The sequence below is a fragment of the Streptomyces sp. NBC_01478 genome, from assembly GCF_036227225.1.
Classification (GTDB): Bacteria; Actinomycetota; Actinomycetes; order Streptomycetales; family Streptomycetaceae; genus Streptomyces.
The window spans coordinates 2,418,424-2,436,980 of sequence record NZ_CP109444.1 but is presented as its reverse complement, the minus strand read 5'-3'; the positions used below and the strand labels follow the sequence as shown (position 1 = coordinate 2,436,980).

Annotated in this window: 21 protein-coding genes; 17 read left to right on the top strand and 4 right to left on the bottom strand. The window is 71.3% G+C overall.

Annotated elements, in window-relative coordinates; all coding sequences use genetic code 11:
* The first annotated feature begins 30 nt into the window (after positions 1-30).
* Positions 31-1,449: an RsmB/NOP family class I SAM-dependent RNA methyltransferase gene (locus OG223_RS10890; protein WP_329245846.1), complete on the top strand. Its 1,419-nt coding sequence runs from the start codon at positions 31-33 to the stop codon at positions 1,447-1,449.
* A 30-nt stretch (positions 1,450-1,479) separates the two neighbouring features.
* Here OG223_RS10890 and OG223_RS10885 read toward each other — a convergent pair whose 3' ends face one another.
* On the bottom strand, positions 1,480-2,667 hold the full coding sequence (locus OG223_RS10885; RefSeq protein WP_329245844.1) for an alpha-hydroxy-acid oxidizing protein: 1,188 nt from the start codon (positions 2,665-2,667) through the stop codon (positions 1,480-1,482).
* Between the two features lie 273 nt (positions 2,668-2,940).
* On the opposite strand from OG223_RS10885, the gene rpe reads away from it, so the two are divergent.
* From rpe to OG223_RS10860, 5 genes are all read left to right on the top strand, one after another.
* The gene (gene rpe, locus OG223_RS10880; RefSeq protein ID WP_329245841.1) at positions 2,941-3,627 is read left to right on the top strand and encodes a ribulose-phosphate 3-epimerase; all 687 of its coding nucleotides are present in this window, start codon (positions 2,941-2,943) and stop codon (positions 3,625-3,627) included.
* 78 nt (positions 3,628-3,705) lie between these two features.
* Positions 3,706-4,752 (top strand): sugar-binding transcriptional regulator, encoded by a 1,047-nt coding sequence (locus tag OG223_RS10875; RefSeq protein WP_200688342.1) that lies wholly within the window; start codon positions 3,706-3,708, stop codon positions 4,750-4,752.
* Positions 4,753-4,792: 40 nt separating this feature from the next.
* Complete coding sequence (locus tag OG223_RS10870) at positions 4,793-5,158, top strand: ribonuclease domain-containing protein (RefSeq protein ID WP_329245837.1); 366 nt, start codon at positions 4,793-4,795, stop codon at positions 5,156-5,158.
* Complete coding sequence (locus OG223_RS10865) at positions 5,155-5,472, top strand: barstar family protein (protein WP_329245834.1); 318 nt, start codon at positions 5,155-5,157, stop codon at positions 5,470-5,472. The genes OG223_RS10870 and OG223_RS10865 overlap by 4 nt, the downstream gene beginning before the upstream one ends.
* Positions 5,473-5,507: 35 nt before the next feature.
* Entirely contained in the window at positions 5,508-6,119 is a 612-nt protein-coding gene (locus tag OG223_RS10860) for a hypothetical protein (RefSeq protein ID WP_329245832.1), read from the top strand.
* Positions 6,120-6,128: 9 nt separating this feature from the next.
* Here OG223_RS10860 and OG223_RS10855 read toward each other — a convergent pair whose 3' ends face one another.
* A complete protein-coding gene (locus tag OG223_RS10855) occupies positions 6,129-6,227 on the bottom strand; it encodes an LPXTG cell wall anchor domain-containing protein (RefSeq protein ID WP_329245830.1) in 99 nt (32 codons plus the stop codon).
* A 204-nt stretch (positions 6,228-6,431) separates the two neighbouring features.
* On the opposite strand from OG223_RS10855, the gene OG223_RS10850 reads away from it, so the two are divergent.
* The 5 genes from OG223_RS10850 to OG223_RS10830 all read left to right on the top strand — a co-directional run bounded on the left by OG223_RS10850 (position 6,432) and on the right by OG223_RS10830 (position 9,951).
* Complete coding sequence (locus OG223_RS10850; protein WP_329265227.1) at positions 6,432-7,874, top strand: GuaB1 family IMP dehydrogenase-related protein; 1,443 nt, start codon at positions 6,432-6,434, stop codon at positions 7,872-7,874.
* Between the two features lie 88 nt (positions 7,875-7,962).
* Entirely contained in the window at positions 7,963-8,481 is a 519-nt protein-coding gene (locus OG223_RS10845) for a GNAT family N-acetyltransferase (RefSeq protein WP_329245827.1), read from the top strand.
* Between the two features lie 21 nt (positions 8,482-8,502).
* A complete protein-coding gene (locus OG223_RS10840; RefSeq protein ID WP_329245824.1) occupies positions 8,503-8,898 on the top strand; it encodes a hypothetical protein in 396 nt (131 codons plus the stop codon).
* 105 nt (positions 8,899-9,003) lie between these two features.
* The gene (locus tag OG223_RS10835; protein WP_019059706.1) at positions 9,004-9,456 is read left to right on the top strand and encodes an Lrp/AsnC family transcriptional regulator; all 453 of its coding nucleotides are present in this window, start codon (positions 9,004-9,006) and stop codon (positions 9,454-9,456) included.
* A 66-nt stretch (positions 9,457-9,522) separates the two neighbouring features.
* Positions 9,523-9,951, top strand: coding sequence for a VOC family protein (locus OG223_RS10830; protein ID WP_329245821.1), 429 nt, complete (start codon positions 9,523-9,525; stop codon positions 9,949-9,951).
* An 18-nt stretch (positions 9,952-9,969) separates the two neighbouring features.
* Here the strand turns inward: OG223_RS10830 and OG223_RS10825 are convergent, their stop codons facing one another.
* Complete coding sequence (locus OG223_RS10825; protein ID WP_329245818.1) at positions 9,970-10,710, bottom strand: GntR family transcriptional regulator; 741 nt, start codon at positions 10,708-10,710, stop codon at positions 9,970-9,972.
* Positions 10,711-10,922: 212 nt separating this feature from the next.
* On the opposite strand from OG223_RS10825, the gene OG223_RS10820 reads away from it, so the two are divergent.
* From OG223_RS10820 to OG223_RS10800, 5 genes are all read left to right on the top strand, one after another.
* Positions 10,923-12,080, top strand: a complete 1,158-nt coding sequence (locus tag OG223_RS10820) for an ABC transporter substrate-binding protein (RefSeq protein ID WP_329245815.1) — start codon at positions 10,923-10,925, stop codon at positions 12,078-12,080.
* Positions 12,077-12,976: an ABC transporter permease gene (locus tag OG223_RS10815; RefSeq protein WP_329245812.1), complete on the top strand. Its 900-nt coding sequence runs from the start codon at positions 12,077-12,079 to the stop codon at positions 12,974-12,976. Before OG223_RS10820 ends, OG223_RS10815 begins: the two co-directional genes overlap by 4 nt.
* Complete coding sequence (locus tag OG223_RS10810) at positions 12,961-13,779, top strand: ABC transporter permease (protein WP_329245810.1); 819 nt, start codon at positions 12,961-12,963, stop codon at positions 13,777-13,779. The genes OG223_RS10815 and OG223_RS10810 overlap by 16 nt, the downstream gene beginning before the upstream one ends.
* Before the next feature lie 3 nt (positions 13,780-13,782).
* Positions 13,783-14,865, top strand: coding sequence for an ABC transporter ATP-binding protein (locus OG223_RS10805; protein ID WP_329245807.1), 1,083 nt, complete (start codon positions 13,783-13,785; stop codon positions 14,863-14,865).
* A 274-nt stretch (positions 14,866-15,139) separates the two neighbouring features.
* Positions 15,140-16,615 (top strand): HAD-IA family hydrolase, encoded by a 1,476-nt coding sequence (locus OG223_RS10800; RefSeq protein WP_329245804.1) that lies wholly within the window; start codon positions 15,140-15,142, stop codon positions 16,613-16,615.
* Between the two features lie 18 nt (positions 16,616-16,633).
* Here the strand turns inward: OG223_RS10800 and OG223_RS10795 are convergent, their stop codons facing one another.
* Positions 16,634-17,506, bottom strand: a complete 873-nt coding sequence (locus OG223_RS10795) for a DUF1963 domain-containing protein (protein ID WP_329245801.1) — start codon at positions 17,504-17,506, stop codon at positions 16,634-16,636.
* 234 nt (positions 17,507-17,740) lie between these two features.
* On the opposite strand from OG223_RS10795, the gene OG223_RS10790 reads away from it, so the two are divergent.
* The gene (locus OG223_RS10790; protein ID WP_329245798.1) at positions 17,741-18,529 is read left to right on the top strand and encodes a carbon-nitrogen hydrolase family protein; all 789 of its coding nucleotides are present in this window, start codon (positions 17,741-17,743) and stop codon (positions 18,527-18,529) included.
* Positions 18,530-18,557: the final 28 nt, after the last annotated feature.

The following is an 18,557-nucleotide window of genomic DNA, read 5'->3' as shown; positions in this document are numbered from 1 at the left end:
TCTCAGCCAGAAATCCGGAGCACCTTTTTCGTGAGTGAGCAGTCCCCGCGACCCCGTAAGCCCGGCAAGCCCTACCGTCGGCCGCAGAAGGACCCTGTTCGTTTCCTCGCCTTCGAGGCGCTGAGGGCCGTGGACGAGCGGGACGCGTACGCCAACCTCGTGCTGCCGCCGCTGTTGCGGAAGGCCCGTGCGAAAGGCGACTTCGACGCCCGGGACGCGGCCCTCGCCACCGAGCTGGTCTACGGGACGCTCCGCCGGCAGGGGACGTACGACGCGATCATCGCCTCCTGCGTCGACCGGCCGCTGCGCGAGGTCGACCCCCCGGTGCTGGACGTGCTCAGTCTCGGGGTGCACCAACTGCTCGGGACGCGGATCCCGACCCACGCCGCCGTTTCCGCCTCCGTCGAACTCGCCCGGGTCGTCCTCGGCGACGGGCGGGCCAAGTTCGTCAACGCCGTGCTGCGCAAGGTCGCGCAGGACGACCTCGACACCTGGGTCCAGCGGGTCGCGCCGCCGTACGACGACGATCCCGAGGACAACCTCGCCATCGTGCACTCGCATCCGCGCTGGGTCGTCTCCGCGCTGTGGGACTCGCTCGGCGGTGGACGCGCCGGAATCGAGGACCTGTTGGAGGCCGACAACGAACGGCCCGAGGTGACCCTGGTCGCCCGGCCCGGCCGGTCCACCACCGAGGAGCTGCTCCGCGAGGAGGCCGCGGTGCCGGGGCGCTGGTCGCCGTACGCCGTGCGACTCAGTGAGGGCGGGGAGCCCGGTGCCGTGGCGGCCGTGAAGGAGGGCCGGGCCGGGGTGCAGGACGAGGGCAGTCAGCTCGTCGCGCTGGCCCTCGCCAACGCGCCTCTCGACGGGCCGGACGAGAAGTGGCTCGACGGGTGTGCGGGCCCCGGCGGCAAGGCCGCGCTGCTCGCCGCGGTGGCCGCCGAGCGCGGGGCCACGCTCCTCGCCTCCGAGAAGCTGCCGCACCGCGCGGGCCTGGTGGCGAAGGCGCTGAACGGGAACCCCGGGCCCTACCAGGTCATCGCCGCCGACGGGACCCGGCCGCCCTGGCGTCCCGGCAGCTTCGACCGCGTCCTGATGGACGTGCCCTGCACCGGACTCGGCGCGCTGCGCCGCCGGCCCGAGGCCCGCTGGCGCCGCCGCCCGGAGGATCTCGAAGGCTTCGCGCCCCTCCAGCGCGACCTGCTGCGCACCGCCCTCGAATCCGTGCGCGTCGGCGGGGTCGTCGGCTACGCCACCTGCTCACCGCACCTCGCCGAGACCCGGGCCGTCGTCGACGACATCCTCAAGCAGTACCCGCAGACCGAACTCGTCGACGCCCGCCCGCTCCTGCCGGACGTACCGGCACTCGGCGCGGGTCCCGACGTACAACTGTGGCCGCATCTGCACGGCACCGACGCCATGTATCTGGCGCTCATCCGCCGGACCGGGTGACCTGCGGCACGGCTGTCCGAGTGCCGGCCGTCAGACGACGCGCCGGAGTGCCTCCTCCGTGAGATCGGCGAGTGTCGGGTAGCCGTCGACGGCCATGATCAGGTCGGTCTCCGCGAGCAGTGAGCGCAGGACGTGGACGATGCCGTCCGTGCCGCCCAGGGCCAGGCCGTAGGCGTACGGGCGGCCGATGCCCACGGCCGTCGCGCCCAGGGCGACGGCCTTGACGATGTCGGCGCCGCTGCGGATGCCGGAGTCGAACAGGACCGGGAGGCCGTCCGCCGCTTCGACCACGGCGGGGAGCGCGTCGAGGGCGGGGAGGCCGCCGTTGGCCTGGCGGCCGCCGTGGTTGGAGCAGTAGACGCCGTCCACGCCTCCGTCCTTGGCCCGGCGCACGTCCTCGGGGTGGCAGATGCCCTTCACGATCAGGGGAAGGTCGGTGAGGGAGCGCAGCCAGGGGAGGTCGTCCCAGGTGAGGGGGTTGCCGAAGATCTGGGTCCAGAGCAGGACCGCGGACTGCGGGTCCTCCTCCGGGGTGCGGGCGAGGCGGGCGCGGAAGACCGGGTCGCTCGTGTAGTTGGCGAGGCAATGGCCGCGCAGTTGGGGGAAGTTGGCGGTGGAGAGGTCGCGCGGGCGCCAGCCGGTGACCCAGGTGTCGAGGGTGACCACGATGCCCTTGTAGCCGGCCTGTTCCGCGCGGTGGACGAGGCTCGCGGCGAGGTCCCGGTCGGTGGGCGTGTAGAGCTGGAAGAGACCCGGGGTGTCCCCGAACTCGCCGGCGACCTCCTCCAGCGGGTCGACCGTGAGTGTCGAGGCGACCATCGGTACGCCGGTGCGCGCGGCGGCCCGTGCGGTCGCCAGGTCGCCGTGTCCGTCCTGGGCGCACAGTCCGATGACGCCGATCGGTGCCATGAACACGGGGGAGGGCAGCCGCATCCCGAACAGGTCCACGGAGAGGTCGCGTTCGGCCGCGCCGACGAACATACGGGGGACCAGTCCCCAGTGGTCGAAGGCGGTCACGTTGGCCCGCTGGGTGAGTTCGTCGCCGGCGCCGCCCGCGACGTAGGACCACACGGAGGGCGGCAGCGCGGAGCGCGCCCGGTCCTCCAGCTCCGCGAAGGCCATGGGGTAGGTGGGCACGATGCCGCCGAGCCCGTTCAGGTAGATCTCGTTCTGGTACGACCCGAACGGCTGTCCCGACTGCTGTCCCACGGCGTTCATGGCGTCTCCCTCGTCGCTTGCGCTCTCGCCATTTTCACATCGGGGCGGCTGCTTCCGGGTCGGCGTCCGCGCCACCGTCGCCCCGTACGACAGCCGCGCCGCCGCACTGTTTCCACCCCGTCCGCACAGGGCGCCCCGAAAGGGGCGTGGGGCAGTCTCGATGTGCGGCTCCGACGCGGGGCGCGCCCAGCCACACACGACCGGCACCCGAAAAGGACCGCACCACAACGGACCGATGCGGCCAACCCCCGGAGGGCATGGCAGGCTTGGGCCATGGCCGTGCAGATCAACCCCAGCATCCTGTCCGCGGACTTCGCCCGCCTCGCCGACGAAGCCGACGCAGTGCAAGGCGCTGACTGGCTCCACGTCGACGTCATGGACAACCACTTCGTCCCGAACCTCACGCTCGGCGTGCCGGTCGTAGAGTCGCTGGCGCGGGCGACGGACACCCCGCTGGACTGCCATCTGATGATCGAGGACGCCGATCGCTGGGCGCCGCAGTACGTCGAGGCGGGGGCCTCCTCCGTCACCTTCCACGTCGAGGCCGCCGCCGCCCCCGTGCGGCTCGCCCGTGAGATTCGGGCCAAGGGCGCCCGCGCGTCCATGGCGCTCAAGCCCGCGACGCCCATCGAGCCGTACGAGGACCTGCTCCCCGAACTCGACATGCTGCTGATCATGACCGTGGAGCCGGGCTTCGGTGGCCAGTCGTTCCTCGACATCATGCTGCCGAAGATCCGCCGTACCCGTGAGCTGATCAAGAAGCACGGGCTGGAGCTGTGGCTGCAGGTCGACGGCGGGGTTTCGGCCGCGACGATCGAGCGCTGCGCGGACGCGGGCGCGGACGTGTTCGTCGCCGGTTCGGCGGTCTACGGGGCATCCGACCCGGCCGCGGCGGTACGTGCATTGCGCACACAGGCCGAAGGTGCCGTGAGCAAGGCATCCTGGGCGTGCGACCACTGAGCGGCAGGTATGTGAACGGCGGCCATCGAGGCTGATCAAGTACGCCGGATCTGCGAGGATGAACGGCGAACCCAGAGTGTGAACAGCAGTGAGGAGAACGCCGTGTCGGGTATGTCGGCGGGCCGGTCAGCCATGCGGATGGGACCCGCTGAGCTGGTGCAGGCGGCGGCCATGGCCCGCCGCTTCTACCTCGAGGGCAAGTCCAAGATCCAGATCGCGGAGGAGTTCGGCGTCAGCCGCTTCAAGGTGGCCCGGGTCCTGGAGACCGCTCTCGAACGGGATCTCGTACGGATCGAGATCCGAGTACCGGCCGAACTGGACGCGGAGCGCTCGGACGCGCTGCGTGCCCGGTACGGCCTGAGGCATGCCGTCGTGGTCGAGTCCCCGGCCGAGGTCAGCGAGGAGTCGCCCGATCCCGAGAACCTCGGGGAGGTCGCGGCCGACCTGCTCGGCGAGCTGGTCAACGAGGGCGATGTGCTCGGCCTCGCCTGGGGCCGGTCCACCATCCACATGGCGGCCGCGCTCGACCGGCTGCCGCCCTGCACGGTGGTCCAGTTGACGGGCGTGTACGACGCCGGGACCGCCGAGCGCGGCTCGGTCGAGGCCGTACGGCGGGCCGCGCAGGTGTCGGGCGGCGACGCCCACCCCATCTACGCGCCGATGCTGCTGCCGGACGCGGCCACCGCGGAGGCGCTGCGCCACCAGACGGGGATCGCCCGGGCCTTCGAGTACTTCGACAAGGTCACGGTCGCCTGTGTCTCCATCGGCTCCTGGGAGCCGGGCATCTCGACGGTGTACGACATGCTCAAGGACGAGGAGCGGGCGCACTACTCGTCCCTCGGTGTCGCCGCGGAGACCTCCGCGCACCTCTTCGACGCCGAGGGCCGTCGGGTCGGCCGGGACCTGGGCGAGCGGTGCATCACCGTCAAGGCGGACCAGTTGCGCCGTATCCCCGAGGTCGTCGCCATCGCGGGCGGGCAGCGGAAGGCGGCGGCGATCGACGCGGTGCTGCGGTCCGGTCTGGTCACCAGCCTGGTGACGGACACCGCGGCGGCGGACTATCTGATGACGGCCGGGTCCCCGCCGAAGTCGGCGCTCAGCCGGACGGACCCCGACGGGATCTGACAGCAGGTCGTGAGGGGACGGCCGTGGCAGCATCGGACGCATGCTGCTGCGGTTCGTCTCCCGAGTGCTTCTCGTCTGTCTGGCTCTGCTGCTGCCGGTCGGCTGTTCGTCGGCCGACGCGAGTGGCACCAGCGGCACCGTCAAGGCGTCCCAACTCCCGGCCGAGGCACGGCAGACCGTCACCCTCATCGACCGGGGCGGTCCCTTCCCGTACGCCAAGGACGGGGTCGTCTTCGGGAACTACGAGAAGCTGCTGCCCCAGCAGAAGCGCGGTTACTACCACGAATACACCGTCAGGACGCCGGGCTCGCGCGATCGCGGGGCCCGGCGCATTGTCACCGGGCAGGACGGCGAGATCTACTACACCGATGATCACTACAAGTCGTTCAGGACGGTACTGAGATGACACAGCTCGCGGTCACGCTGGACCTCGACGGAGTCACGGACAAGGCCGCCCTGATGGACCGCTGCGCCCGTGCACTGTCCCTGCCCGACTGGTTCGGCCGCAACTGGGACGCCCTCGCGGACAGCCTCGGCGACCACACGGTGTGGCCCGAGGGCGCGGTGGAGCAGGGCCTGCTGATCGTCGTACGGAACTGGCAGCCGTATGCCAAGTCACGGCCGGACGAGTGGGAGACCGCGGTCGACGTCTTCGGCGACGCGGCCGACCGCACACCCAACCTTTCCGTCGTGCTCGAGCTGGGTGGAGCCGGGCGCTAGCCCGATTGTCCGAGGCGGCTGGCAGAGTGTTCGGTATGGAGCAACAGGAGCAGCGCACGTCGGTCCGGCTGGTGGTCGTGGATCCGGATCTCGATGCGCAGTGCGACCGGGTGGAAGAGCACTTGCTGGCGCCCCTGGCCGAGTCCGTGGGCGGAGCGAGTGGCCACGCGCTGTTCGCGGACGGGCTTGCCGCCTTCCGACGGGTGCGGGAGACGCTGGCCGAGGCGGTGGCCCGCGGGCCCAAGGTGTGGTCGCCGAACGGCCGTTGGGAACACGAGGGCCTGCGCATCGTCGAACTGCCCACCGAGGACACGGACTTGCTGTACGCGCTGCTGCGCGAGCTGTCCGGACTCCTCGTGGCGCCGCCGGACCTGCCCGACCCCTCGGGCGTCGTGGCCGTCGTGCGCGGCACCGTCCTGACCCCTGAGAAGACCGCCGTCGGCCTGGTCGGCGCGCTGGCCCGGGTGCTCTCCCTGGTGGACCTCACGCCCGACGCCGATACGGCCGCCCTGTTCGCGGCGATCGAGGAGGGCGACGACGAGGACGTGCGGCTCAGCTACGGGCAGGACGAGGCGTGGCAGCGGCTCGCGCACCGGCTCACGATGCTGCTGACCGAGTCGGCTCCGCTGCATCGGTTCCTGTACTGATCCCTTGTCCTAGCGGGAACGCCCGCGGCGCCGGAGGACGAGGACCGCGCCGCCCAGCAGCGCGGTCCCGATGGCCGCGGTGGTGACGAGTGCCGTGCGGTCCGTCATGTCCATTCGATTCGTGAGGTGTCCCGAAGGTTGCCCGCAGATGGATCAAGGGTTCGCTCGGGCGTTCCTCCAGGGCCGGCGCCGCCCTGCTTGGACGAAGATCCGAGGCATGGCATGACGCCCGACATGGGACAATGAAGTACGTGCTCTTCCCCCTGGCTGACCTGTCCGGGGGTCACCTCGATCGACTGGGATGTGCAGCACGTGCGTTTCCTCAACGACATCCAGCCCCCGTACGACCTGACGTACGACGACGTCTTCATGGTGCCGCGCCGTAGCGCGGTCGGCTCGCGTCAGGGCGTGGACCTCAGCTCCCCGGACGGCACGGGCACCACCATCCCGCTGGTCGTCGCCAACATGACCGCCATCGCCGGGCGCCGGATGGCGGAGACGCTGGCCCGGCGCGGCGGGCTCGTGGTCATCCCGCAGGACATCCCGATCGAGGTCGTCACCGAGGTCGTCTCCTGGGTGAAGAGCCGCCATCTCGTCCTGGACACCCCGATCCGGCTGGCCCCGCACCAGACCGTCGCCGACGCGCTGGCCCTGCTGCCCAAGCGTGCGCACAACGCGGGTGTCGTCGTGGACGAGGACCAGCGCCCGGTCGGTGTCGTCACCGACGCCGACCTGACCGGTGTGGACCGCTTCACCCAGCTCGCCGAGGTCATGTCCCGTGACCTGCTGCTGCTCGACGCGGACATCGACCCGCGCGAGGCGTTCAACAAGCTGGACGGCGCCAACCGCCGCTACGCCCCCGCCGTCGACAAGGACGGCAAGCTCGCCGGCATCCTCACCCGCAAGGGTGCCCTGCGAGCCACGCTGTACTCGCCCGCCGTCGACGCGGACGGCAAGCTGCGGATCGCGGCTGCCGTCGGCATCAACGGCGACTTCGTGCAGAAGGCCAAGCAGTTGCTGGACGCGGGCGTGGACACGCTCGTCATCGACACGGCGCACGGCCACCAGGAGTCGATGATCAGCGCGATCAGGCAGGTGCGGGCCCTCGATCCGCAGGTCCCGATCGTGGCCGGCAACATCGTCGCCGCCGAGGGCGTCAAGGACCTCATCGACGCGGGCGCCGACATCATCAAGGTCGGCGTCGGCCCCGGCGCGATGTGCACCACCCGCATGATGACCGGCGTCGGCCGGCCGCAGTTCTCGGCCGTCATGGAGTGCGCCGCCGAGGCGAAGAAGTACGGCAAGCACGTGTGGGCCGACGGCGGGGTCCGCCACCCGCGCGATGTCGCCATGGCCCTCGCGGCCGGCGCGTCGAACGTGATGATCGGCTCGTGGTTCGCGGGCACGTACGAGTCCCCGGGCGACCTCCAGCAGGACGCCAACGGCCGCCTCTACAAGGAGTCGTTCGGCATGGCGTCCGCGCGCGCGGTCCGCAACCGTACGTCGGACGAGTCGGCCTACGACCGCGCCCGCAAGGCGCTGTTCGAGGAGGGCATCTCCACCTCCCGCATGTTCCTCGACCCGGCCCGCCCGGGCGTCGAGGACCTGATCGACTCGATCATCGCGGGCGTCCGCTCCTCCTGCACCTACGCCGGCGCAGCCTCCCTGGAGGAGTTCGCGGAGCAGGCCATCGTCGGCATCCAGAGCGCGGCCGGCTACGCGGAGGGCAAGCCCCTGCACGCAAGCTGGAGCTGACCCAACTCCCTTGTGTACGGCCCCTGTTGTCCCGACGCCCGGGATATTCGGGGGCCGTCGGCGTGCTGCGGCGGTTACCGTCGGACGTATGGAGATCGCCCTGTGCGGGGCCGCCGACGTGGCGCTGCTCGACCAGTACATCGGCTCGCCGGGGGCCGTCTCGTCCCATGCCCGACGGTTCGCACGGCAGGGGGCGGGCGGGGGCACCTATCTCGTCGCCTGGTCGGACGGCCGGCCCGTCGGCCACGCGGAGGTGATCTGGGACGGCTGCGCGGCCCCGGAGGTGCGGGCCGCCCTGCCCGACTGCCCGGAACTCAACGGCCTCGGCGTATGGCCCCCTGAGCTGCGCTCGCGCGGCATCGGCGGCGCGCTGATCCGGCGCGCCGAGGAACTGGCCCGGGAGCGCGGTCGTACGGCCCTCGGCCTGGGCGTCGCGGCCGACAACCCGAGGGCCGCCGCCCTCTACGCTCGCCTTGGCTACCGGCCCCTGACGGACTACGTGGACCGCTGGTCGTACGAGGACCGCGACGGGGTGACCCGCGCGTGCGCGGACCCCTGCACCTTCCTCACCAAGGAACTGCCGTCAGGCCCTCTTGACGTCAAGTGAGCTTGACGCAACGCTGAACCCATGAGGACACCCCAGAGCATCGAACCCGAGCACACCCTCCTCACCGCGGTCGCCCGCCTCGACAACCTCCGCACCCGCGAGTCCCTCGCCGGCTTCGGCAGCGACGCCGAGGCGCTCGACCGCACCGAGACGCTGGAACTGCTCGCCCTCAGCGAGGTCGTCGCCCGCAAGGCCGCCTACGGCCGTCAGCTCACCGTCCGCGCGGCCCGCGAGGCCGGTGCCTCCTGGACGCAGATCGGGGCCGCGCTCGGCATGAGCAAGCAGGCGGCGTGGGAGGCGCACACGCGTTGGATCGACGCGCAGGCGGAGGTGCACGGACAGCCCGGGCGGATCGGGTTCGACGAGGAGGACCTGGCGAAGGCGCGCGCCCTCGCGGGAGATCCGGACGAGGGGTGAACCGGGCGATCGGCATCGCCGTCGGGCCCGTGTTCTACTTCGTATACGGCTGGCCCCGCACCCGACCGACCCCACCCGCACCACCCGAGAAGTGATCGATCCCCCGTGCTGAACGAACTCGACGAACGCATCGTGCACGCCCTCGCCGAGGACGCCCGCCGCTCCTTCGCGGACATCGGGCAACTCGTCGGCCTCTCCGCGCCCGCCGTGAAACGGCGCGTGGACCGGCTGCGGGCCACCGGCGCCATCACCGGCTTCACCGTCCGGGTGGACCCGTCGGCGCTCGGCTGGGAGACCGAGGGGTTCGTCGAGATCTACTGCCGGCACAACACCTCCCCGGACACCATCAGGCGGGGCCTGGAGCGCTACCAGGAGGTCGTCGCCGCGTCCACCGTCACCGGCGACGCGGACGCGGTCGTGCAGGTCTTCGCCGCCGACATGCGCCACTTCGAGCGGGTGCTGGAGCGGATCGCGGGGGAGCCGTTCGTGGAACGGACGAAGTCCGTGCTGGTGCTGTCCCCGCTGCTGCGCCGCTTCTCGTCCGGCTCGCCCACGTAGGCACGACGTAGGCACGACGTAGGTACACCGGGGCGATTGTCAGTGCCGGGTCGTACGGTCGGAGGCATGGCAGCACGAATCGATCTCACCCTCGACTGCGACGACGCCCAACTCCTCGCCGCGTTCTGGAAGACGGCCCTCGGCTACGTCGACGAGCCACCGCCCGCCCCCTTCGCCACGCGTGCCGAGTGGATCGCCCACTACGAGCCGGATGACGACGGGGCCGAGGACGACGGCGCCTGGCTGTGCGACCCCGACGGCGTCGGCCCGCGTCTGTCCATCCTCAAGGTCCCCGAGCCCAAGACCGCCAAGAACCGGCTGCACCTCGACATCCGGGTGCCGGTGCGGGGCGGACCGGACGAGAGATGGGCCGCGATCAGAGCCGAGGCCGAGCGGCTGGTGGGCGCGGGCGGCCGGGTGCTCGCGGAGTTCGACGGACACCATGTGGTGATGGCCGACCCCGAGGGCAACGAGTTCTGCGTGGCCGCCGGTTGAGCCCCCGATCCCCTGGGCTCACTCCGCCGTCTTGCGGGCCAGCGCGTTGTTCCCTATCGAGTTGTGCACGCTGAAGCTCACCGCGTCCGAGCGATACCGGTCGTCCGACCACTCAACAGGGCGTCCCTCGCGGGTCGTTGTCACCCGGCGGACCCGCAGCAGCGGGCTGGTCCGGCGGATGCCCAGCAGCTCCGCGTCCTGCGCGCCCGCCGCCACCGCGTCGATCACGTGCTCGCCGTAGGCGAAGACCAACCCCGTGTCGTCGTACAGGCGTTGAGTGACCGACGGGCACTCCGGCTCGATCGCCTCGACGGCGGGGGAGATCCAGTCGGCGTACACGGTCCGCTCCAGGAGCACCGGCTCGCCGTCCAGGCCGCGCACCCGCAGGACATGCAACACCGGGGTGCGCTCCGGGAGTTGGAGGCGTACGGCGTCCTCGGCCGTGGCCGGGCGGTACTCCTGCGCGACCACGTGCCCGGTCGCCTCGCGCTCCATCGCGCGCGCCCACTCGGCGAAGCTGCGCAGTTCCGCGAAGCTCTGGCTGCGACGGCTGGCCAGCACCACCCGGCGGGCGCCCTGGCGGGAGCCGATCAGCCCCTCGGCGGTGAGGGCGGCGACGGCCTGGCGGACCGTGCCGCGCGAGACGCCGTACTGCGCCGCGAGGTCCGTCTCCGCGGGCAGCAGGCTGCCGACTGTGTACTCCTCGCGGTCGATGGCCTGGCGCAGCTCGTCGGCGATCTCCTCGTGTCGCGCCGTCATGCTTCCCCTCCGAGTTGGCCACTGTGCACAGCGTGAGCAGCGTAGTCGAGTTCCCTTGGTGATCCGTGTCAGCCAGGAGTGTGCAGTGAATAAGGGGTCACGGTTTCGCCAATGTTTACGAACAAGACACCATCGGCGGGCGTACTGAGGCCAACTTGTTCAGACAAGTTCTCCGCTCCGCTCAAACCGTCGTGCGCACCCCTGGAGAGACCGTGACCGTGTCCCCGCCGAGAAACGCCGTCCTGGGTGGTTCCCTCGCCGTCGTCGCCGCGCTTGCCCTGAGCGCCTGCGGCGCCGCCCCGACCAACTCGTCGACCACCGCCGACGGCAAGAACGCCGCCACCGCCACCTCCGTCGCCGACTTCGGCGGCATGGACGCCCTGGTGAAGGCGGCCAAGAAGGAGGGCACGCTGCACGCCATCGCGCTGCCCCGCGACTGGGCCAACTACGGTGCCCTCATCGACGGTTTCACCAAGAAGTACGGCATCAAGATCACGGACGAGAACCCGGACGGCTCCAGCCAGGACGAGATCAACGCCGTGACCTCCCGCAAGGGCCAGGACCGGACACCCGACGTCCTCGACCTCGGTTCCTCCTTCGCGCTGAGCGCCGCCCAGCAGGGCCTGCTCGCGCCGTACAAGGTCGCCTCCTTCGACCAGATCCCCGCGGGCCAGAAGGACCCGAAGGGGCAGTGGTTCAACGACTACGGCGGCTACATCTCCATCGGCTGCGACGCCAAGCGCGTGAAGACCTGTCCGACCACCTTCGCGGACCTGCTGAAGCCGCAGTACAAGGGCCAGGTCGCCCTCAACGGCAACCCCACCAAGTCGGGTTCGGCCTTCGGCGGCGTGTACGCGGCGGCGCTCGCCAACAAGGGGTCCTTCGACGACATCCAGCCCGGCCTGGACTTCTTCGCCAAGCTGAAGAAGAACGGCAACTACACGCCCGTCGAGTCCACCCCGGCCACCGTCGAGAAGGGCGAGACGCCCATCTCCATCGACTGGGACTACCTGAACGCCGGTTACGCCGACGAGTTCAAGTCCAAGGGCGTCGACTGGAAGGTCTCCATCCCGAGCGACGGCCAGTACGCCCAGTACTACTCGCAGGCCATCAACAAGGACGCCCCGCACCCGGCGGCCGCCCGCCTGTGGCAGGAGTACCTGTACAGCACCGAGGGCCAGAACCTGTGGCTCAAGGGGTACGCGCGCCCGGCGCTGATGACCTCCATGGAGTCGGCCGGCACGCTCGACAAGACCGCCGCCGCCAAGCTCCCGCAGGTCTCCGGCACGCCGGCCTTCCCGACCGAGGCCCAGCAGAGCAAGGCCAAGACGGTCATCGCGCAGGGCTGGGCGAAGGCCGTCTCCGGATGACGGCCACGCTCACGCGGGCCGACGTCGGCGCCGCCGCTTCCGTGAAGCGGCGGCGCCGCGTCCCCGGCTGGATCGCCGTGGTCCCGCTGCTCGTGTTCGTCGCGGTCGCCTTCGGGGTGCCCGCCATCGCGATGCTCAACGGCGCCTTCACCGTCAAGAACCAGACGACGGGCGCCACTTCGTACACCACCGCCAACCTCACCGACTCGCTCCAGGGCGCCTACTTCACCGCGCTGGTCGGCAGCGTCAAGCTGTCCGCCCTCTCGGCCGCCCTCGGCACCCTGCTCGGACTCCCGCTCGCGCAGGTCGTCGTCACCTCCCGCTTCCGCGCGCTGCGCGAGGCCGTCCTCACCGCCTCCGGCGTCCTCGCCAACTTCGGCGGTGTCCCCCTCGCCTTCGCGTTCGTCGCCACCCTCGGCAACGCCGGTGTGCTGACCACCCACCTGGGCCTCAAGGACAAGGGCTGGGACCTCTACAGCTTCTCGGGCCTGGTCCTCGTCTACCTGTACTTCCTCATCCCGCTGATGGTCCTCACCATCACCCCCGCCCTGGAGGGCCTGCGCACCCAGTGGCGCGAGGCCGCCCAGAACAACGGCGCCACCGGCGTGCAGTACTGGCGGCACGTGGCCCTGCCGGTGCTGCTGCCCTCGCTGCTCGGCGGGTTCGTCCTCCTCTTCGGCAGCGCCTTCGCCGCGTACGCCACCGCCGCGGCCATGGTGGGCAGTTCGATCCCGCTGGTCACCCTCCAGATAGCCGACGCCATCTCCGGCAACGTGCTCGTCGGCCAGGAGAACGTGGCCCTCGCACTCAGCCTCGACATGGTCCTGGTCGCGGGCCTGGTCATGGCCGTGTACCTGCCCCTGCAACGACGGAGCGCGCGATGGCTGGACGCCTGAACATCTGGCGGTGGGTCGTCCTCGGCCTCGCCGCCCTGTACTTCCTGGTGCCGCTCGCCGCGTCGGTGATCTTCACGGTCGACGTGCCGGGCCAGGGCGTCACCTTCGACGCCTACACCCAGATCGTCTCCGCCGACGGCTTCACCTCCAGCCTGGTGCTCTCGCTGGAACTCGCCGCCGCCACCATCGCCGTCGTCCTGCTCCTGATGGTGCCGGCCATGGTCGCGCTACGGCTCGGCGCGCCCCGGCTGCGCCCGGTCGTCGAGGTGATCTGCTCGCTGCCGCTGGTGGTGCCGCCGATCGCGTTCGTCGCCGGTATCGCCACCGTCCTCAAGTGGGGCCCCGACTACCTCTCGCGCACCCCGCTGTTCGAGACCTTCGTCGCCATCCAGAACCCGAGCTTCCCCTTCATCCTCGTCCTCGCCTACGTCGTGATGGCGCTGCCGTTCGTGTACCGGGCGCTGGACTCGGGGCTGCGGGCCATCGACGTGAAGACCCTCGTCGAGGCCGCCCGCAGTTGCGGCGCGGGCTGGCCGCAGGCGCTGGTGCGGGCCGTACTGCCCAATCTGCGCGGGGCGTTGCTCAACGCGTCCTTCCTCACGCTGGCGCTGGTGCTCGGCGAGTTCACCGTGGCCCAGTTGCTGGGCTTCCAGCCCTTCGCCGTGTGGATCTACAGCGTCGGCGGGTCCAACGCCCAGCTCTCCGTCGCCGTCTCCGTGCTCAGCCTGGTCGTCACCTGGGCACTCCTTCTCACGCTCGCCGGTGTCGGCGGGCGCGACAAAACCGCTTCGTCCCGGGGATGAACCATGACCGCCACCACGCTTGAGAAAACCACGACGGACAATGCCGCGACCGTCGAATTCCGGGGCCTGCGCCGGGAGTTCGGCCCGACGGTCGCCCTCGACGGACTCGACCTCACCGTCCGCCCGGGCGAGTTCCTGGCCCTGCTCGGCCCCTCCGGCTGCGGCAAGACCACCGCCCTGCGCATGCTCGCCGGCTTCGAACACCCCACCTCCGGCGAGGTGTTGGTGGACGGCAAGGACGTCACCGACGTGCCCGCGCACCGCCGCGACGCCGGGATGGTCTTCCAGTCGTACAGCCTCTTCCCGCATCTCAACGCGCTCGACAACGTCGCCTTCGGACTGCGCATGCGCAAGGTGCGCACGGCCGAACGGCGGTCGCGTGCAGCCGAGTTGCTCGACCTCGTCGGGCTCGGCGACAAGGGCGAGCGCTTCCCGCACCAGCTCTCCGGCGGCCAGCAGCAGCGCGTCGCACTGGCCCGCGCGCTCGCCCTGCGCCCGCGCGTGCTGCTCCTGGACGAGCCGCTGTCGGCGCTCGACGCCAAGGTGCGGCTGTCGCTGCGCGAGGAGATCCGCCGCCTCCAGCAGGAACTCGGCATCACCACCCTCTTCGTGACGCACGATCAGGAAGAGGCCCTGTCCATCGCCGACCGGGTCGCCGTGATGCGCGCCGGAAAGCTCGAACAGTGCGCCGCCCCGGCCGAGTTGTACGGCCGGCCCGCGACCCCGTTCGTCGCCGAGTTCGTCGGCACGATGAGCCGCCTCCCGGGACGGCTCGCGGACGGGGTCGTCGAAGTGCTCGGCGGGCAGCGGCTGCCCGTCGACGGCGAGGCCCCGGCCGGACCCGACGTGGACGTCCTCGTACGACCCGAGGCGATCCACGTGCACGCCGACGAGGCCGGAGACGCGCGCGTCGTCGGAACCGCCTTCCTCGGCGCGGTCGTTCGCGTCACCGTACGGCTCGGCGACGACACCGAGGTCAAGGCCGACCTGCCCACCCACGAGGCCACCACCCTGGGCGCCGGCGTCGCCGTACGCGTGTCGCTGCCGGAACGGCCGGTACTCGTGGCGGAACGCGTCAACCCTTAGGCCGTGTCCGCAAGGTCCCGCCTGCCCCGCGACGCCCGGCACGCTCCCCCACTGCCTTAAGGGCGTGGGCGGTGCCCCCACTCGCCGCACCGGGCGAAAGCCCACGTACAACCAGTACGAGGACTTCCGCCCGGCACTCCCCAGCCTCCGGCCGGGGGCCCCAGAGCACGCACCGGACGCCGCGGCGCCCGCCCTCCGGGCGGACGACGGGACCTTGCGGACACGACCTAGGGCCATAGTTGCCCCTGTAGTGCCCGTACTGAAAGAGAGAAACGTGACCCCCCACGCCCAACTCCCGCTCCAGGCAGTCCTGTTCGACATGGACGGCACGCTCGTCGACACCGAGCGGCTGTGGTGGGAGGCGGTGGAGCAGGTCGCGGGCAGGACCCTGACGGACGCGGACCAGCCGGAGGTGCTCGGCCGCCCGGTCGAGCACACCGCCGACTGGCTCGCCACGACCACGGACGCGTCGGCGGCGGACCTCGCGGCCGCGCTGCACCGGGAGTTCGCCGCCCGCGTCCGCACCGGCATCGTGCCCCGCCCCGGCGCGCTCGACCTCCTCGACGCCCTCGCCCGCGACGGTGTCCCCACGGCCCTGGTCACCGCGTCCCCCCGCGCGGTCGCCGACACCGTCCTCGACGCCCTCGGCGCGAGCCGCTTCGCCGTCTCCGTGACCGCCGACGACACCGGGCCCACCAAGCCCGCACCCGACCCCTACCTCGCCGCCTGCCGCGCCCTCGGTGTCGACCCGGCGGCCTGCGTGGCCGTCGAGGACACCCAGACCGGCGTCAGCTCCGCCGAGGCGGCCGGCTGCGCGGTCCTCGCCGTACCGTCGCTGGCGCCGATCGACGCGGCCCCCGGCCGGACCGTACGGGCGAGCCTCGTCGGGATCACCCCGGCGGACCTGCGCGCGATGGTGACGCACGAAACGCCGTACGAGCTACGCGTGTTGACCTGGAACCTCTGGCTCGGCGGCAGCAAGGTCGACGACCACCGGACCAAGCAGCTCAAGGTCATCGCGGAGACCGGGGCGGACGTGGTCGGCCTCCAGGAGACGGGCGGCACCGCCGCCGAGGAACTGGCAGAGGCGCTCGGCTGGCACCACCACCGCGCCGGCGAGAACCTCGGTGTCATCAGCCGCCATCCGATCACCGCCCGCTTCGGCGACCCGGACGTCGGCTTCTACGGAGCCGCCGGGGTCCGGATCGCCGTGGCCGAGGGCCGCGAGGTCGACCTGTGGACCTGCCACCTCGACTACACGCCCTACGGCCCCTACGAATCCGCCTTCGACGGGCTCCCGGCCCCCGACCTGATCGCCCACGAGGACGTACGGCTCGCCCAGATGCGGGATGCCCTCGGCCGGATCGCGGAGGTGGCCGACGACGCCGTCCCCGTGGTGCTGGTCGGTGACTTCAACAGCCCTTCGCACCTGGACTGGCCGGATGTGGAGTGGCCGGTGACGAAGGCGGCGGCGGACGCGGGCCTGCGGGACTCCTACCGGGAGGTCCACCCGGATCCGGCTGCGGAACCCGGGCACACCTGGTCGCCGATCCACCCGGTGCACGAGGACGGCAGCGGGCGCCTCGAGCCGCAGGACCGTATCGACTACGTCCTGCACCGGGGTCTGACCGTGCTCGAGTCCCGGACGCTTGTGGTCGGCACGCCTAGCCCCTGGCCGGATGTGTCGTCGAACTGCTGGCCCTCGGACCACGCGGCCGTTCTTACGGTGTTCGCGGTGCCCAACCGCTAGGTCCTGCGCCAGGACCCGTCAGGGGTTCCAGAAGAACGACACGTGCGCCCGGTCGAAGCGGCGCTCGGCCAGGTCCTGCCGCGGGATCACCCAGTGCAGGGTGGAACCCTCCCGCCCATTGAGACCGATGTCCCACTGGGCGAGCAGGGTCCACTCCTCCGGGGTGGGCAGTTCCGTGGCGTCCACGGACCCGGCCGCCGCCTCGGCCCGGTGCCGTCGCGACTGTTCCGCGTCCTCCGCCGCGTCCGTGACGGGGTCCGTCTCCGTGCACTCGTGGGAGGCGTACCCGCCGATGTGCAGCGGTCCGTCGACGACGATGTCGCCGTACGTCTCCTCCCACGCCTCGGCCAGCTCCCAGGCATGGGGATGGCCGGGGAGCGTGACGGTCTCCTCGCCGGTCTCCGGGGACGGGGCCAGGAAGTGGGACGGCAGGGAGACATCGGGCGCCAGCCGCAGCTCCTCCTGCGGGAACTGCTCGTGGATCGCGAGCGTCGCGTCGTCGTAGACGCTTTCGTACTTCGTCCTTCGCTCCTCGACGGGTGTCCCCTCGGGGATGTACACGACCTCTCCGGCGCTACCGCCGTAGTACGTCATCTCGGGGAAGCCGAAGAGCAGCAGCCGACCGTCGGCCGGCAGCGCAAGGCCTGTCGTCTCCTCGGGCAGGGCCGCGCAGTCGAGCGTCGCGAGTAACGGGGACCAGGGGTCGGGGGCGTCGGCGGGCAGCATCAGTGGCCCGCCGAACCTGCCGACCACCGGCCCGTCCCCGCCGGTGACGAGGGTCCCGGCCGGACGGGCGGTGGCGATCCACCGCTCGACGTCCTGGAGCGGTATCCCGCGCCGCAGTGCTTCCGCGCGGAACGGTGCGAGCCGGCTGATCAGGTCGGAATTCATGGGCGGAAACATACGCCCGGGGTCTGACAACCGGTCCGCGGCACGGGAAGCGGCCGACACCGGCCAGGCACGCAACGAATCGCCGCCCCACCGCACCCGCACGCAACAAAACGCTCACCGGCGCGCAACGGCTCCTTCTTGTCCGGCCCGGCCCCTCGGCCGTACCGTCTAGAGGGCCCCTTGATAGGTGCCTCTCCCATCTTTTCCGCCTTTTCGTACCGGTGAGGACCACGCATGCGCACCGCCCTGCTCCAGAGCTCCGGCCGGCCCGGCTCGATCGTCGAGAACCTCAAGGTCCTCGACGAGGCCGCGGGCCGGGCCGCGGCCGGCGGCGCCGGGCTGCTCGCCGCGCCGGAGATGTTCCTCACCGGGTACGCGATCGGCGACGGCATCGGCCTCCTCGCCGAGCCCGCCGACGGCGACTCCGCCGACGCCGTCGCCGAGATCGCCACCCGCCACGGCCTGGCCATCGCCTACGGCTACCCGGAGCGCGCCGGCGACACCGTGTACAACTCGGCCCAACTGATCTCCGCCGACGGCACCCGCCTCGCCAACTACCGTAAGACCCACCTCTTCGGCGACTTCGAGCGCGCCCACTTCACACCCGGCGAACAGCCGGTCGTCCAGGCCGAGTTGAACGGCCTCCGGGTCGGCCTGATGATCTGCTACGACGTCGAGTTCCCGGAGCCCGTCCGCGCCCACGCGCTCGCCGGCACCGACCTGCTGATCGTCCCGACGGCGAACATGCACCCGTTCCAGTTCGTCGCCGAGTCCCTGGTCCCGGTGCGGGCCTGGGAGAACCAGATGTACGTGGCGTACATCAACCGCATCGGCCAGGAAGGGGAGTTCGACTTCTACGGCCTCTCCACGCTCGCCGGTCCCGACGGCGTCGCCCGTACCCGGGCCGGCCGCGGCGAGGAACTCCTCCTCACGGACATCGACCCCGAGCTCCTCGCCGACTCCCGTGCCGCGAACCCGTATCTGACGGACCGTCGCCCCGGCCTCTACGGGTCCCTCGCCTGAATCCCCCCTGCACTTCCTGTACTTGTTC